The 16,868-nt window shown below is 66.4% G+C and carries 3 protein-coding genes and 1 pseudogene; 1 reads left to right on the forward strand and 3 read right to left on the reverse strand.

All coding sequences use genetic code 11. From position 1 onward, the window contains the following. Positions 1-241: 241 nt before the first annotated feature. Positions 242-2,044 carry a hypothetical protein gene (locus tag CVN68_RS19100; RefSeq protein ID WP_158298960.1) on the forward strand — a complete coding sequence of 601 codons (1,803 nt, stop codon included), beginning with the start codon at positions 242-244 and terminating at the stop codon, positions 2,042-2,044. A gap of 15 nt (positions 2,045-2,059) precedes the next feature. Here the strand turns inward: CVN68_RS19100 and CVN68_RS19105 are convergent, their stop codons facing one another. From CVN68_RS19105 to CVN68_RS19115, 3 genes and pseudogenes are all read right to left on the reverse strand, one after another. Beyond that, positions 2,060-7,555, reverse strand: coding sequence for an AAA domain-containing protein (locus CVN68_RS19105; protein WP_100284541.1), 5,496 nt, complete (start codon positions 7,553-7,555; stop codon positions 2,060-2,062). Continuing rightward, positions 7,552-8,739 carry a M48 family metalloprotease gene (locus CVN68_RS19110; RefSeq protein ID WP_233503433.1) on the reverse strand — a complete coding sequence of 396 codons (1,188 nt, stop codon included), beginning with the start codon at positions 8,737-8,739 and terminating at the stop codon, positions 7,552-7,554. The genes CVN68_RS19105 and CVN68_RS19110 overlap by 4 nt, the downstream gene beginning before the upstream one ends. A gap of 2,226 nt (positions 8,740-10,965) precedes the next feature. Beyond that, positions 10,966-16,680, reverse strand: a pseudogene (locus CVN68_RS19115) (beta strand repeat-containing protein); the annotation flags it as partial. Between the last annotated feature and the right edge of the window lie 188 nt (positions 16,681-16,868).

Below are 16,868 nucleotides of genomic sequence, written 5' to 3' on the forward strand. Positions count from 1 at the left end.
CCAGGTGCCGCCATTCACCGGATCAAGCGGCGATCCCGAAACCGGCCGCATTTTCGCCTGCCGCGCTGAGCGAACGACCTTTCGTAGCACAGGCAATAGCTATCGGACGCCCGACTGATCGGCCGTCTGGAAGTACGGGAAGAGAGGAGCGCCCGGCTCTTAGGAGAATATATTCATTTCATCTAAACTACGATCAGCTAGGGATTCTGCGACGTGGGAAGGTGTCTTGGGGAGGCGCATCGTGGGTTTCATGGGGTTCGGTCGTAAGGGCTTGGGGCAGGGCTTCGGGCGCAAGGGGCTCGGGGAACCACGAGCCCAGGACCGACTTTTCGGTGGCAGCACGCCATTCGACCGGTTCTTTGCCGCGCTGTCGAGCGAACGCGACCTCGACAAGGCGGGCTTCTCTGACCTTTACCGCCAGTCGCGGGCCCTCCACGATCTCACGGCGGAGGAGCGCGGCGATCTGCTGGCCGATCTCGCCGACCGGCCCGGCCTCCACGACGGCAACCGCGACGGCGCGTCGCCGCGCGCGAAGGCCGCTTACCATGCCCACTGCTGTATCTACAGCCAGCCGGTCGAAGTGCGCGCGGAGCACATCGGCGGACTCGTAAAACTGCTTCTGGGCGACGAGCGCCTGCGCAAGCAGCGCTACGCGCAGACGAGTTTCGACACGCTGCTCACGCTCATCGGCAGCGCGATCAAGCAGGGGGGCTACCTCTCGAGCCGCGACTGCGAAGCGTTGAGCGCCATGGCGGCCGAGATACGTGGCGGTAACTCTTCCTATCGCAAAGCCGATACCAAGAAGATGATCGCGCGCGCCGAAAAGCTCGAGAAGCTCGCCGGTGTCGAGGTGAGCGCAACCGAGTTTCTCCTGCAGCGCTGCGAGGGGGCGGAAAATCCCTGGGCCATCGAAGAATGCGAGCGGCTCAACGCCCAATTCTGGGCCGACCTCCTTGCCGAGGTGACGGTCGCGCTTGAAGATATTCGGCGGCAGACGAAGGGCGGCGCGAAGGCCGCGTGGATGCGTGACGGCGCTGCCTTTGCCGCAGCCTGGCCGACGGTCGGCGACGTCGCGCCGCGTTTCGCGGCCTGGCAGGACGGCGGCACTGCGCTCGCCAGTCTCAGCCAGCACAATGGCAAGCGCACCGGGTTCGCCGATCCCGCGGCCTATCGCCGCCTGCCGGGCATGATTGAGCTCGCCCAGGCCCATTCCCGATACATGTGGAACAGCGACCAGATTCCGGGGCTCGACGTGCTCGCCGACCTCGAGAATTCGGACTGGACCGCGCTTGTCGAAACCCTGATCACGCAGCGCCGCGCCACCAGGGCGACCGCGGCCTGGCAGAAGGAGGCGCTGGCATCGTGCGCGCCGCTCGGGCTGGAGCTTGTGGAAGCGCGGCTGCACGACTGGCTGGCGCTCTTCCACACGCCGGCACTCGACAAGGCGACGTATTCCGACCTTTGCAACGGCGATCGCTTCGCCGTCGCGATCGATCAATTGGAAGCACAGCATCCCGACTGGCCGGTGCGGCATGCTGATTCGGTGGCTGCGCTCGGCAGGGCGGTTGCCATGGTGCTCGCCAGCGAAGCGCAGCATGGCCTGTGCAGCGCGCTGCACACGCAACTGATTCGCACGGACGACTATGTCTACAAGAACACGCGCGCCACCGAAGGCGTGCTGGGGCTGCGCAAGCCGGTGTACCGGCGCGCGGACGGGCGCAGCACCTACGAATCGCGCGCCACCTGGATGCGAGTCAGCGTCCAGAACGAGGAATTCCTGCGCGGCGCGGTATGGCTGGTGGCGCTGATGCCGGATCGCGCGCGTGCGATCGACGCGCTGGCGAAGGTGGCGCAGACCGCCGCGACCTATATGTGCGCCGGCGATGAAGGCATGCGCTCGAAGATCGTCGCCAACGCCGCCATCGCGACGCTCATCGCCATGGGCGGCAGCGATATCGACCAGGCCGTGCTGCGCCTGTCGAAGGTGATCGAGAACTGCACGATCAACCCGCCGCTGTTCAAACATTTGAACGCCGGGGCCTGAGGCCCGGCGGCGGGATCAGCCGACTTCCTCATAGCCCTTGCGGGTCTTCTCGAAAGCCAACTTGCTCGCCTCGCGGCGGGCGCGGTCCTCATCCTCGAAGCTCTTGACCACGCGCTGACCCTTGGTGCCGACGCGGCCGAACTCGACGATCAGATCGGTGCCCGCGACTCCAACGCGCCAGAACTTGTTCGAGGTGCCTGCGACCAATCGATATTCGGTCATGCCGACAAAGGGCTGTGCATCTTCCCCTGCGGCCCCTGTTGGCGCGACAGCGCCGCCGTTTCCAGTCTTGACCTCGGTGGCAGCGGCCGACGCGGTCGGCAGGGGGGGTAGGTTGGTACCGCCCAAGGGATCGGCCTCGGCGAGGTCCCAGCTCGATCGCCGCAACTCCTGCTCAATGCGCTCGATCACCGCGTCGCGCGCCCGCAGCCAGCTGGTCACCGGAACATCGACCACGCGCCAGCCAAAGGCGCGCAATATGCCCGGACGGAAGACGAAGCGCTCCTCGATCGCGTCGGGGCCAGTCGCCGCGCGGTCGAGCAGCACGCCGAGCGCATAGCCTTCTCCCCCCGGCTCGAGCACGGCAAGGTCGCAGCGGAAGCTCGCCCCGCCCACATGCTCGTGCACTTCGTGCCCCTTCGCGCGCAGCGCCGCGGCCATGGCCTCGCGCACTGGATCGGGGGGCAGCTGGGCGTCGAAGACGCGCGCGGCATCGGGGTTGAGCGTCGCCAGCACCGCCTGGGCGCTGTCCTCGGCCCCCGCCGACTGCGCCTCGGCGAAGGCGAGGAAGCTGCGTAGTGCTCGAGCGCCATCATTGTGGATGTTGGTGATCGCCTCGGGCGCGATGGTCGAGACGATCGCCATGTGTCGCTTGGCGCGGCTGAAGATGACATTGAGCCGCTTCTCCCCGCCGCGCTGGTTGATCGGGCCGAAGTTCATCGCCATGCGCCCGTCGGAGTCGGGGGCATAGCACACGCTCATCAGGATCACGTCGCGCTCGTCGCCCTGCACGTTCTCGAGATTCTTGACGAACAGCCCACTGAACTGCCCGTTCTCCTCGCGCTCGACTTCGCGCGTGAGTGCGGTGGAAAACGCGTCGTCCTCGGCAGCGAGCCGCTCGAGCGCGTCCTCGATTTCCGATTGCTGGGCTTCGGAGAAGGCGACGATGCCGATGCTCTGGCCGGTCTCGCGCGCCAGCAGTTCGCGCACCAGCCCGGCGATGTAGCGCGCCTCGGGGAGGTTCGCGCGGCGATCATAGACCCCGTCGGCCACGCGGTGCGTGGTGATCGGTGCCGACAACAGGCGCTCGGCGCCGGCTGCCCAGGCCTCGTCGCTGTCGGATTGTACCGGCTCGCCGCCTTTATGGCGGCGGCGCAACGTGCGATCGGGGATGGTGACGAGATCGCCGGCATAGAAGGCGGCGTTGGAAAAGCTGATCAGCGCCTCGAACCGGCTGCGATAGTGCCAGGCGAGCAGCGTCGCCGGCAGATTGCGCGCGGCCTGGCTCAGAAGACTGTCGGCATCGAGCACGATGGCTATGCGCTCGCCGTCCTCCTCCGCCGTGACTTCCATCTCGTCGTCCGATTGCGCAGTAGAGAAGAAGCTCGTCGGCGGCAGCTGCATCTCGTCGCCGACGATCACGACCTGGCGCGAGCGGCACAGCGCCGGGACCGCGTCCTCGGTCGGGATCTGGCTCGCCTCGTCGAAGATCACCACGTCGAACAGATCGGGCGCGAGCGGCAGGGTATCGGACACCGACAGCGGACTCATCAGCCATATCGGCTTGAGGTCGTTGACGACCCGCCCGCTGTCGCCGCTGGCGAGTTCGCGGATCGACTTGTAGCGCATTGATTTGCCGAATTCGTGCTCGAGCTCGCGGCGACCGGTGGCGTAGACTTTTTTGAACCCGCGCGCAGCATTGTCGAGTTGCGTTATCGAGGTCTCGGATAGCTTGACGTGGTCGCGGAACTGCCGGTGCAGCGTGGCGCGGATCGCTGCGGAATTCTGGTCGCGCAGCAGGTCACGCGCCGCCGCGACGCGGCGCGAAAGCGCGATCATGCGGTCGACGTCGAATCGGCGGATATCGGGATTGGCGCGTTCGCGCGCGGCAATCGCCTCATCGAGCACCAGGGCCTCGATCGACGCCAGCGGCAGCGGCAGGCGAGTGAGCGCAGCGGCGACCGCCGCCGGAGCGTTATGAACTTCCGCGAGATGCGGCAGGAGGTCGGGAAGGTCGTCTAGATTCTCGCGTAAGTCGCGCAGCAGCTCGGCGAGCTCGTCGAGCGTCAGCAGATCGGGCGCGTCGAGCGCGCCGTCGAGCGTGGCGTCGAGGGCACGCAGCGTGGGGGCATGCCGGGCGATGCACGCGAGCGCTTGCCTGTCGCCCGATCTGGCCAGCGCCAATGTGGCACCAACAGCGCCGCCAGGCGCAGCGTCGCCCAGCCGCGCGCGCATGTCGAGCAGGCCGGCGAGGTCCGTCGTGCCTATCCGCCGCTCCAGCGCGGTGCGGGCGGACGTATGCGCCTCGCGCGCCTGGTGCAGTGCGGCGAGCGCCTCGAGCACCGTGCTGACCTTCGGCGCGACGACGTGCGAGGCGAAGTCGTAGCGTGTCCGGATGGTCGCCTTAAGTGCGCGCCAGCTCCCGCTGAACACCGCGAACAACGAGCCTTCCTTGGCTCTCGCGAGCTCCAGCGCAGCCGCGGTATCCGCGGCGTCGAGCGGGTCGTGCCAGGCATGCGCCGTCCGCGCAGCTGCCTGTTCGGCAGTCTTGAGCACGGCGATGGTGGCCAGGTCCGCGTCCAGCGTCTGCGATTGCGGCGACGATCGATCGAGCAGGTCGGATGCGGCGGCGAGACCTGTCGCCACCAACTGCTCCGCCAGCGCCGCGACGTCGCGCGTATCGGCGAGGGTCGAACTGCCCGCGAGCGGTACGGCCGCATCGTCGAGCAGTTCATCGAGCCGTTGCAGCTGCACTTCGGCGCGCTGCGTCGCGGCCTCCACCGCAGTATAAGGACGCTCTTCGCGCAGCAGCCGGCCACACAGCCTGGCGAAAGGATGCACCGCGAGGCTCTGCGCGCCCACGATCTGGTGCAACCCGCGAAACACACGAACCGCCATATCGCGCTGCGCGTCCCATAACGCGAGGGACGGAAGCGTCTCGCGCGCGGCGGGGCCGATCTCCGCTCCGACGGGAGGAAGGGCCGCGGCGCGCCGCACGAGGTCGCGCAACGGCGGTTCGCCGTCGGCGCCAGTGCGACCCACCGCCGCCTCGAATTCGGCGATCTGGTGAAGATGCCCTTCGAGCGCCGCCACCGTCTGCGTGCGCGCGGCGTGCGCGTCCTCCAGCCCGTCCGTCGTGCGGCCCCAGCGTTCATATTGCTCGCGCAGGTCGGCGATGAAGGCGTTCTTGTCGTCCTGCGAATCATGGATGATCGTTGCCAGGCCATCGAGGCCCGCCTGCCCGAGACGGTGGAACACCACGTCGAGCGCGGCGCGCTTTTCGCACACGAACAGCACACGCTTACCCTGTCCGGCGAAGTCGGCGATCAGATTGGTAATGGTTTGCGACTTGCCCGTGCCCGGCGGGCCCTGAATGATGAAGCTGCGGGCGGTGCGGGCGAAGGCGACCGCCTGCTCCTGTGTCGCGTCGCTCGGCACCACGCTCCACTGCTGAGTGGGCGGGATCGGCGGCGGCGCGTCCTCGACGAAGGGGCGCGGCTCGATCGAGAACACCTGGTCGAAGGCGGGCTGCGGCTCGGGCGTTTCGATCAGCGCGTTGTAGTCGCGCACCAAGGACATCTTCTTGTAATTGAAGTTCGCCAGCGTGACCTGGGTGAGGTCGATTTCCCAGGAGAACTTATGTCCTTCGCCGCCGGCCTTGCCGTAGGCGGTGGCTTCGGTCTCGGCGACCATGAACTCGCGCTTGGGTATGTGGCCGCCGCCGGCCGCCAGCCGCTGCGGCAGCGGATCGGGTTTGACGAATTTCTCGAACAAAGCGAGTCCGAGGGGACGATAGTCGTCGCGCGAATAATTGAAGTCGGCCTTGGCGCGGATCGTCTCCTTCTGACCCGAGCGCCGCCGATTGAAGCGATTCACTCGCTGCACGGCGCGCTGCAGGATCAGGCGGATCGCCGGACGCTCCTGCAGTTCGAGCCGCACGCCCGGCGCGCTTTCGTGGATTTGGGCGCGGATCGCCTGATGGATCGCTTCGATCGGGGTTTCCGACAAGTCGACTGTCTCGGGCAGATCAATGTCGTAAAGCTGGCGCAGCATGTGACGCAGCGCCGGGTTGAATTCGGCGACCGGGTCCTGGCAACTCAGCACATATTGGTCGCGCACGCCCTTGCGTCTGGCGACTTCGGCCGGCAGCCAAAGCAGCGGCGAGCTGATGCGTTCCTCGGGCGCTTCCTTGAGATTGTGCCAATGCAGGAAGGCCACCGTCAGGCGCAGGCTCGAAAAGCCATATTCGTTGCGGTTGCGGCGGTTTTCCTGGATGATCCTGTCGAGCTGCGATGGGATCTGGGGCTGGTCCTCGAAGCGCAGCCAGCGATTGAGCGACACCGGCTTGGCGCCCAGCAGGTCCTTCGCGAACTGCCCCTTCCACGTGCACAGCGAATCTGCCCGGACGCTTTCGATGCGCATGACGATCGGGATGCTGGCATCGGTGAAGTTGACCGAGCTCTGGGTGGAGCGGAAGTGAATGAGCCGGTTGCGGCGCGACAGATCGAACAGCCGGTCCCGCAAGTGTGCGAGCACGGCCGTGCGGCGCCCAGGCACGCCTCGCGCCTCGGCGAGCACGCGCTCGACTGCGATGCCCGTCGGCTGATCGCGCCACGTGTCGAGCCGCCGCGCCAGTTCGGCCAGGTCGTGGGCGCGCTCATGGCGATTCAGCTCGGTCGCCTCGAGGATGAGCGAGGCGATCACCGGATGCAGTCTCGGGGCGATGGCGAACAAATTGTCGCGACCCAGGGAGAACCGCCCAAGGTCCTCGACATTAGCCGGATCGAGACCGCAAGCGAGCGACGCCATGATCATGCCGAGCTGAAACACATCCGTGATCTCGTCATGGTGACCGAGCTCGATCTCCCAGCTGCGCAGCCGCGTCACATAAGCGGGACTTTCGATCGTAAGCTCGTCGCCGTCGAGCACGCGCAGATCGTCGATCCTGGTGCCGCGCTCCTCGTCTTGCGTTACGCGATAGTTGCCGACGAGCTTGAGCGCGCTCGAAAGCTGCGGCTGCACGGCATGGATTGCTTTGAGGTTGCCGGACGGCGGAATCCCCACGGGGTCGGCCAAAGCCAGCCGGCCGTCGTCGAGTTCGATCACGGTGTCGAGGGCGAGGCGCGCGACCCGGCCCTCGGCGTGCAGTTGCGCCACTTGCCGCATCAGGCCAAGCACGGCGTGTACCAGATCGTCGGATGGCAGCAGCCTGCCATCCTGAATTACCATACGCAGCGTACGTGCGGGCGTCGCGTGGGGGCTTTCGGCTGTGTCGATCGGCTGCGTGTTCATACTGCCTTCGCCGCCTGTGTCACCAGCCTGTCGCTGCGCGTCTTGGTCCATTTGAGATCACGCCGCAGCGCGCCGGTGAGGCGCTCGGTCGCGCCGATCTCCGCTGCGGTCTTCGCCGCGGCGAGCATGACCGCATCGGTTGCGTCGGGATCGGCCATGGCGACGTCAAACATCAGCGCGACGAAATAGTCGCGGGTGGCATCGTCGATCCATTCGACGCCGATCTCGGCGAGGTCGAGCAGGCGTTCCTCCTGTCGCCCGAAATCGGCGAAGACCGCGCGCAGCTGCGTGACGATCTCGGCGCCGGGCTCCTCGATCTCGGTCAGGAAGCGGGCGAGGAAGGCGCGCGTCATCTGTGTCAGCTTGCTCTGGCCCATCAGGTCGAGCGCCTCGATCGAGAGCGGACCGTGGAGATGCTTGCGCAGCCATGCGTCGAGACCGGGATCGCCGTCCCACCAGAGTTGTAGCGCACGCGCGCGCAAATAGATCTCGGGATGCGACAGGCCTTGTGACTTGTCGCTCTTGGCCTCGATCTCTGCGGCCTGCCGCAGATAGGCGTCGGGATCGACGTTGGAGAGCCCGGTCATCACCTTGACCAGCACCGCGATGGCCGGGCCGGGCGCACCGGCGGCGAGCGCCGCTCCGCGATCGGCGAATAGTTCGGTATGCAGGCTCAGCAGCCGTGCAGTCTCGCGGTGGGACGGCTTGGCGTCGGAATAGGACAGCGCATGGTCGAGGACCCGGCTGGCGCGATAATGGTCGCGTTCAGCCATCGACCACAGGAGATAATGCGCGAGTTCGTGCCCCATTAGCGCCAGCAGCTCGGCTGGGTTGAGCTTTTCGAGGATCGGGCCGAAGAAGACGAGATGGACTTCGCCGGGTACGTAGACCAGCGAGGCATTCATGCTGCCATCGGTGGCTTGGTACAGTGTGACCGGCGCTTCGATGCCGACCCGCGTCATTGCCGTCCGGCAGGCCTCGAACACCTGGGGATGACCGGTCTGCTCGATCCGATAGGTGTCGCGCAGCATGGAGTCGCGAACCTCGTCGGCTTCCCGGTCCGACCCAGCCGAGGACGACCATTCCCATGCGTGCGGTTCCTCGCGCTTGAGGTGGTCGATCACGCTTTGCTGATACGCAAGCGGATCGAGGGCACGCTGGCGTTCATTCCCGTCGGTCGTCATAAACACTCGAAGAGGCTGGTGCGTTGGAACAAATACGATCCGTTGATTAAGGTAGCGTAACATTTGTAGTTGTCACACATACAAATCGAAGCCCCGATCCCGCATTCGGAGCGTGGAGAATTGGTGTTTTGCTACCGCCACGTGTTCCACGGCTGCTTTGGCGCTTTCGCAACGAGAAGCGGACAGGCAGCTAGCGGCCCATTTTCAGCCACTCCCCACTCCAGCTTTCGACGACCGGTTCTGGGCCGCAGGCGGACTGGCAGTTTCAAGGCCTCGAGGGCGGAAAGCGGACATTCGCGATGGACCACATCCGAGCAGATGCGGTGGTTAGAACCGTATGCTAATCGCTGCACGACCACCGTGGTCGGTCGTGCGCGAACCATAAGCGCCGGTATAGGAAATGCCGAGCACGGTGGACTTGCCGAGATCGAATTCGATCCCGGCATCGACCACGCCGCTGATGCGATCGAGCGGCACACTCTGCACCTGGAACGGCGCACCGCCGGCGAAGCGCAGATCGACCGCCGGCACATGGTCGCCGAAGGTCCTGCGCAGCGCTGCCGAACCCGCGAGCCGCAACTCGGTCTCACCGAGATTGAACGCCAGCCTGGTGCGCAGGCCGACATTGCCATAAGTGACCTTGACGCTATCGGCGCCGCCGGAAAGCGCGGCGGAGCCGCCATGCTCGGCGATCCCCCCGTCGAACACGGTGACATGCGCCACCCCGATGAACGGCTGGAGCTCGAATCCGCCGAGATCGGTCTTGGCACCGACTTCGCTGAAGACCTGAAAGGTCCGGGCGTCGTATTGGTCAACCAGCACCTGGGCGAGATCGCCGAATGCGACGCTGCGCAGCGAACGGACATCGTGCCAGCTATATGCACCGCCCAGCTGCACGCGCAGCGCGCCGTAGGAACCGAGCAAATAGCCACCGGCGCTGTAGCTGTCGGCATTGTGCGTGGCATTGCCGGTGCGCAACTCGCTATCGGCAAAAGCGAGCGCCACGCCCGCTCGCCAACTGGCGCCGAGCGAACCGTCGAAGCCGGTCAGGAAGCCCTTGGTCGAACGATTATAGCCTTGGGCCTCGGTGTTGCCGTCCATCGTGACCGACGAACCGATCGCACGGCCCCAGACCGACAGGCCCTCGACCCCGCCAAGCTCGGAACGCGCCAGCATCGCGTCGCGCAGAAAGCGGCTGTCCTCGACCAGACGGCCACGCATGCTCGCATAGTCCGAGCCGGCAAGCTGATCGAACGCTGCGCGCGCCTCGGGCGCGGTTAGCACGACGGTGGCGTCGAACACCGAATTGCCAAGGCCCAGCGCTTCGACCGCCGGGGCGACGGCGCGCTGATTGCTGGTCTGGGCGATCGTGGCGAAGTCGATCGTGTTGCGCCGCAAGTTCAGTGCCACCGAGGTAGTGCTATAGGTCAGTGTCGGCGTCAGAAAGGCCAGGTTCGATGTCACGTTGGCGAAGGTACCGGCAATGCCGCCCGCCGCGGTGAGGATCGTATAGGTGGTGTTTGCAGCGTAATTGCCGTTCGCTGCGAACACCGTAACCGTGGTGCCGCCGGCGATGGCAGCGCTGCCGCCGACGACGATATTGTCGCTCTGGCCCACGGCATTGGCTTCCACCTCATAGGTGCTTCCCGAAAGGAAGCTGAGGTTGCCCATGACGGTCAGCGTGCCGATCGAATTGCCCGGCGCGACCGTGCCGGCGATCCGGGCCGAGCCGATGGTACCGATGCCCTGCAGGCGGCCGCCGGCGAGCACATCGGCCATGCCGCCGAGCTTGCCGTTCACCGATAGCGTGTTGCCGACGGTAGCGCTGCCGGCGAAGGCCGAGCTATCGCCCGTCAGCATCACCGCGCCGCCGCCCTGGAGGACCAAACGGCCGGACCCGCCGATCACGCCGGCATAAGTGCCAGCGGCAGTCTGATCGAACACCAGGCTGGTGCCGCCGCTGAGCGCGACATCGCCGCTGAACAGCGTCGTAGTCGTCACCAGGCTGCCACCGGTAACCGACCATTTGGTGGCATTCGCGCCGGTCAGGTTAAGCGCGCCGACTCCTGCCTTGGTAATTGTGCCCGTGCCGGTGACGCTGCCGGCATAGCTGCCACCCGCCGCCTGATCGAACACCAGCGCGCCTGCATTGGCGACATTGCCCTGGATCGAGCCGGCATTGCCGATCAGCGTGCCCGCCTCGATCGCGGTGCCGCCAGTGTAGGTGTTGGCCCCGGTCAGCACGAGCGTGCCGAGATCGGTCTTGACCAAGGTCGAGCTGCCGGTGAGCGCCGAGGCGATGGTGGCGGTGTAGCCCGCGCCCGCTGCCGTGCCGTCGCCGACGCGGATCGTCGCCCGCGCACCCGACAGCGCCAGCGCGCCGCCGCTCAGCGTGTAGCCGTCCGCGGCGAACTGCATGCCGGTGGCGGCAACCTGGCCGGCGCCGTTGTCGATCGCCACCGCGCCGCCATTGCCCTGGAACACCGCGAAGCTCGGCACCGGCGTCATCGCGCCGTTCAGCGCGCCGTTCTGCGTCGTCCAGTTGCGCCCGCCGACGCTCCAGCTGCCCGCGCCGCCATCGACTGCATTGTCGTCATGGAGCGCGGTGTTGCCGCCGTCCCAGAAGGCCAGCGTTGCGCTGTTCAAATTGACCAGATTGATCTGGCCCGCGGCCGCGGTCTGTACGCTCAGCCCGGTTGCCGCAGCGCCGTCGATGGTGCCGATCGCAAGACCATTGTCGGTCAACGTACCGGCATAATCGAACAACCGGTAGATGCCGGGGCCATACCCCGGCCCTGTGCGGACATTGAGCACGCCGTCGAGCGTCAATGCCCCACCGACGTCGAACAATGCCGATGACGAAGGCTGTGACAGCGAGACCTGGAGGATCGCGCCCGCATTCAGCACGAGCGAACCCATCGACAACACGCTGCCCTGCGCGCCGACAAGGGAGGCGCCGTCGGCAATGGTGATCGCGCCGCCGATGCTGCCGGTGCCGGAAAGCGCGCCCTGGTCGACCGCGACCGCGCCGCCAAGCGTGCCGACCACCGTCAGGCCGCTACCCGATACCGTGGTGGTGCCGGCGAAGGCTGAGCTGTCGCCGCTGAGCGTCAACACGCCACCCCGCTGGGTGATGCTGCCATTGCCCGAGAGCGCGCCGGCATAGCTCGTCGTATCGCTGCGGTTGAAGACGAGATTGGCCGTGACGGCAATGTTTCCCGCGAAGCTGCCTGACGTACCACCGTCGCCGATCTGGAGCGTGCCGCCATCGATCCGCCCCGAGGCGCCGGTGGCGGCGCCACGCAGGATCGAGATCCCGCCCACCTGAGTCAGCGTTCCGCCGTTCAGATTGGCGTCGATCGCTGCGCCGTTCAGCGTGTAGCTGCTTGCCGAAAGCGTACCCGCGCCGGAGAGCGTGCCGTTCAGCGCCAGCGAGCCAATGGCGTCGCCGAAGCCCTGGAGATCGAGCGTGGTGCCGCTGGCAATGGTGACCGCCGCATTGTCGGCAAGCCGGTTTGCCGCGCCGAGACGCAGCGTGCCGCCGGAAACCGTCACGGTCTGCGCCGCCGCGCTGCCGTTCAGCACGGAAGTGCCGCCTGTCTGCGTCAGCGCGCCGGTGCCGAGATTGGCGTCGAGCGTGGCGCCGTCGAGGGTGTAGGTCCCTGCAGTGAGCGTACCGGCACCGGAGAGCGTGCCGGCCAGTGCCAGCGACGCCACCGTGTCGTCGAAGCTGCCGAGATCGAGCGTCGTGCCGCTTGCCACTGTAACTGCCGCGTTGTCCGCCAGACGGTTCGCCGCCCCCAGACGCAGCATGCCCCCCGAAACCGTCACCGTCTGCGCGCGCGCACTGCCGTTCAGCAGCGACGTACCGGCTGCCTGGGTCAGGGTGCCGGTGCCGAGATTGGCGTTCACGGTCGCACCGTCGAGCGCATAGCTCGTCGCGGCAAGCGTTCCGGTGCCGTCCAGCGTGCCGCTCAGCGCCAGCGTGTCGATAGTCTCGTCGAAGACACCGAGGTCGAGCGTGGCGCCGGTCTGGACATCTAGCGCGGCGCTGTCCGACAGGCGCTCGGTCGCGCCGAGCGCAAGCGTCCCGCCCTGCACGTGCACCGTTGCGGCGTCAGAGGTGCCCTGCAGCAACGTAGTGCCGGAGATCTGATAGACCGCACCCGCGCCGAGCCCCTGGCCGACCGTGCCGCCATAGAAACGGTAGGCGCCCGCAATCAGCTTGCCGTTGCCGATCAGATTGCCCTGGATCGAGAAGCTGCCAACGGTCTCGGTGAAGCCCTGCAGATCAAGCGTTGCGCCGTTCAGCACCCAAAGCACGCTATCGTCGGACAGGACTTCGTTCGCGCCCAGCCGGAGCGTGCCTTCGCGCACTTCGGTGGCGCCGGTATAGGTGTTGGCGCCCGACAGGGTCAGCACGCCAGTGCCCACCTTATTGAAGCCGCCCGTGCCGGAGATCACGCCGTCAAAGGCCGTTGAACCGGTGTCGCCAGCCGTCAGCGTGGTTGAACCCAGCTGAATGGCACCCCCGCCAAGGCCGGTCAGGCTCGCGAAGCGGCCAGTGCCGCCGGTCAAGTCGCCCAGATAGAGCGTGCCGCCATTGACCGTCAGCGCAGCGCTGGTCGTGGGATCGCCAACCAGCCTCAGTCCGCCGCGCGCGACGGTAATGCCGGTCAGTCCGCTGATGCCGGTCAACTGGGTGGTACCCGTGCCGTTCTGCACGAAGCCGCCGGTGCCGGTGATGTTGCCGAGCGCGATATCGTCCGAGCGGTTGATCGCGAGCGTGCCGCCGGCGAGCGCAATGGCGCCCGCGACCGATCCGGAAGTGCCGCCGTCGCCGAGTTGCAGCGTTCCATTGGTGACGGTGGTGACGCCGGTATAGGTGTTGTCGCCGGACAACGTTTGCATGCCGCCGGTGACGGTGAGACCGCCGCTGCCCGCGATCCTGCCGGCGAACACGCTGTCACCGCCGGCGCCGCTCAACACGAGCGTCTTTGCTCCCAGCAAGATGTTGCCGTTGCCGCCAATCCGGCTCACGGCAAAATCACTGCCGTTGACGCCCGAAATGTCGAATGCCGCATTTGCCAAAAGGTTGATGCTGGTGGCCAGGCTGCCAGCGCCAGTGACCGCGAAGGTGCCGCCCGAAAGCGTGAGCGTATTCACGCCGCTGAGCGCGCCACCGAAGCTGCCGCCATCGCGCAGCTGGAGATTAAAGCCGTTGCCGGTCACGATTCCAGCGCCCGACAGGCTCTGCAGAATATTGTCCGCTGCCAGCGAGAGCGTGCCACCACCGTTCACCGTGAAGTCGCTGGTGAAGAGGGTGTTGGCCCGCAGCGACAGCGTGCCGCCATTGACAATCGTCGCGCCGGAATAGCCCCCGCCGGCCAGCGATAAGGTGCCGGTGCCGTCCATCGTCAACGCGCTCAGCCCGGTAACCGGTCCGTTGATGGTCAGCCGCCCGGCGCCCGCCACCGTAAGCGCGTTGCCGTTGCCCGCAAGCAACGACTGCAGGACCAATTCATCCACGCCGGGCGCGGCACCGTCCTCGACGACGATCCGCGAATCCGATCCTAGCGAGACAGCACTGCCCCAGACGTTGTTCCCGGAGACGTTGCGCAATGCGCCGCCGTTGGCGGCGCCGGTACCGTACAGGATCAGCACTTCGCTGGCGACGGTGATCCCGCCCTGCAGCTCGAGCGCGGCGCCGGTAAAGACGGTCGTGCCGCCGGCCGAAGACCCGAGCGCGCCGCCGTTGCGGATGTTGAGGATCCCGGCCGAGACTGCAGTCGTGCCGGTATAGGTGTTGGCGCCGGTCAGGATCGTCGTGCCGCTGCCGAGCTGGTTGAGGCTGCCGCTGGCCCCGCCCGTAATGATATTGGCGACCGTCAGCACGTCGCTGCGGTTGAACGCCAGCACCGCATTGGTGGCGACATTCCCGCTGCCCAGCGTGCCGGTCGTGCCGCCATTACCGATCTGCAACGTGCCGCTGTTGATCGTCGTGATCCCGGTAAAGCTGTTGTTGCCGGTCAGGATCGTTGTGCCGATGCCGATCTGCTGAACCGTGCCGCCGCCGCTGATCGCACCTTCAATCGTCAGCGCGTTGCTGCGGTTGAACACGAGCGCCGCGTTGTTGACGACATTTCCGGTGCCCAATGCGCCCGTCGTGCCGGCATTGCCCACCCGCAGCGTGCCACCACTGATCGTCGTCGTGCCGGTGTAGCTGTTGTTGCCAGACAGCGTCAGCGTGCCGGTGCCGATCTTGGCGAAGCTGGTCACATTGGCACCGCCATTCTCGATCGATCCCGAGAAGGTGGTCGAAACGTTGTTGCCGCCGACCATCAGCGTCGCGGGGCCGATGGCCGCCATGATGCGTCCGCCGCCCGCCAGCGACCCGACCGTCTCCGAAGGCGCGCCGAGCTGAACGACCGCGCCGGTGTTGACCGTAAGCGCGACAGTATCGGCCAGGGCCTGACCGTTCGCCAGCTGCAAGGAGCCCCCGTTGACGGTGACCGGTCCGGTGAACGTGTTCGTCCCAAGGAGCGCAAGCACCCCATCGTCCTGCGTCAGCGACGACAGATTGCTGATATTGCCGGTGAGCGAGATCCGGCCGGTGCCCGTCGTCGACAGCGTAAAGCCGCCACCGTTGAACGCGCCGGTCAACCGCATTTCGGACAGCGGCGGGCCGTTCGGATCGCCATCCGCACGGAGCAGCGTGTCTCCCGCCAGATTAACGGCGCCGGTGACCAAATTCTGCTGCGACAGGTTGCGCAGCGGGCCGCTTCCGGCCGTGCCGCTGCCGCTCAGCGTCAGATCCTCGGCGACGGAGATGCTAGCCTGCAGCTCCAGCGTACCACCGTTCTGGATGGTCGTGCCGCTGGCGTTCGAACCCAGCGCGAGCGAGTTCGCAATGGTCAGCGTGGCGCCAGACAGGATCGTCGTAGCGCCGCTATACGTGTTTAAGTTGGTGAACCTGATCGGTCCGGTGCCCGCGATCGTGACCGTGCCGGTGCCCTGGATCCGGTTGGCAACGGCGTAGGCGTTGGACCGGTTGAACCGCAGCGCTGCGTTGTTGATGACATTTCCCGTGCCCAGCGTGCCGGTCGTGCCGCCATTGCCGATCTGCAGCGTGCCGCCGCTGATGGTGGTAATGCCGGAATAGCTGTTGGCGCCGGTCAGCGTCTGCGTGCCGGTGCCGATCTTGGCGAAGAGGGCTACATTGGCACCGCCGTCCTGGAGCGATCCGGAGAAGGTCGTCGAAGCATTGTTGCCGCCGACCGTCAGCGTCACGGGGGCGCCCACTGCAAAGGGGTCCTCCGCCGCAAAGACGCTTCCGCCACCGGACAGCGATCCGATCGTTTCCGAATTGGCGATGTGCACGGCCGCGCCGGTGTTGACGGTAAGCGCGACGGTGTCAGCCAGGGCCTGGCCGTTTAGCAGCTCGAGATAGCCGCCGTTGATGGTGACGGGACCGGTAAAGGTGTTCGTATCATCCAGCGTGAGGCGCCCCTCAATCTGCGTCAGCGATGATATGTTGGTGAGAGGGGAGTGGATCAATATCCGGCCGGTGCCTGTGGTCGTCAGATCGAAACCCCCGCCGTCGAGCCCACCGGCCACCACCAATGTGGATGCGGGCAGACCGATCGGAGCGGTATCTGCACGGAGCCAGGTGTCCCCTGCCAGCGTGATGTCGCCGGTGACGACGTTGGTGCCCGACAGATTGCGCAACGCGCCGCTTCCGGCCGTGCCGCTGCCGCTCAGCGTCAGATCCTCGATCACGGTCCAGTTCCCTTGCAACTCCCGCGTTTCGCCATCGTTGACGACCGCCTGGGCCATGGCCGGCTTCGCGCACGCCACCAGAAGGGCTGGAACCGAGACCCCTGCGATGAGGAACAGCCGCAGAAGATCGGTTTTGCGCGGGCGTGACGAAGAAGCGGACATGGCAGGCTCCGGCGTATCGAAGGACAAGGTGTCCCATCAGACCGACCCCGGCTGGAGGCCGGGCGAGCTATGGGGACCAGACGATCTGGACAGTCGAGCCGCCGGTAGCAGGCGATTGTTTGCGCAATATTTGAAAATGGCACGAATGCGCCGCCGCCCCGAACGGCGTGCGAAAATGTGCGTGACCG

Origin of the sequence: Sphingomonas psychrotolerans, assembly GCF_002796605.1 — a bacterium.
Taxonomy (GTDB): domain Bacteria; phylum Pseudomonadota; class Alphaproteobacteria; order Sphingomonadales; family Sphingomonadaceae; genus Sphingomonas; species Sphingomonas psychrotolerans.

Coding starts and splice junctions, on each gene's coding strand:
- CVN68_RS19105 (WP_100284541.1), bottom strand. CDS start 7,555: ATGAACACGCAGCCGATCGACACAGCCGAAAGCCCCCACGCGACGCCC.
- CVN68_RS19110 (WP_233503433.1), bottom strand. CDS start 8,739: ATGACGACCGACGGGAATGAACGCCAGCGTGCCCTCGATCCGCTTGCG.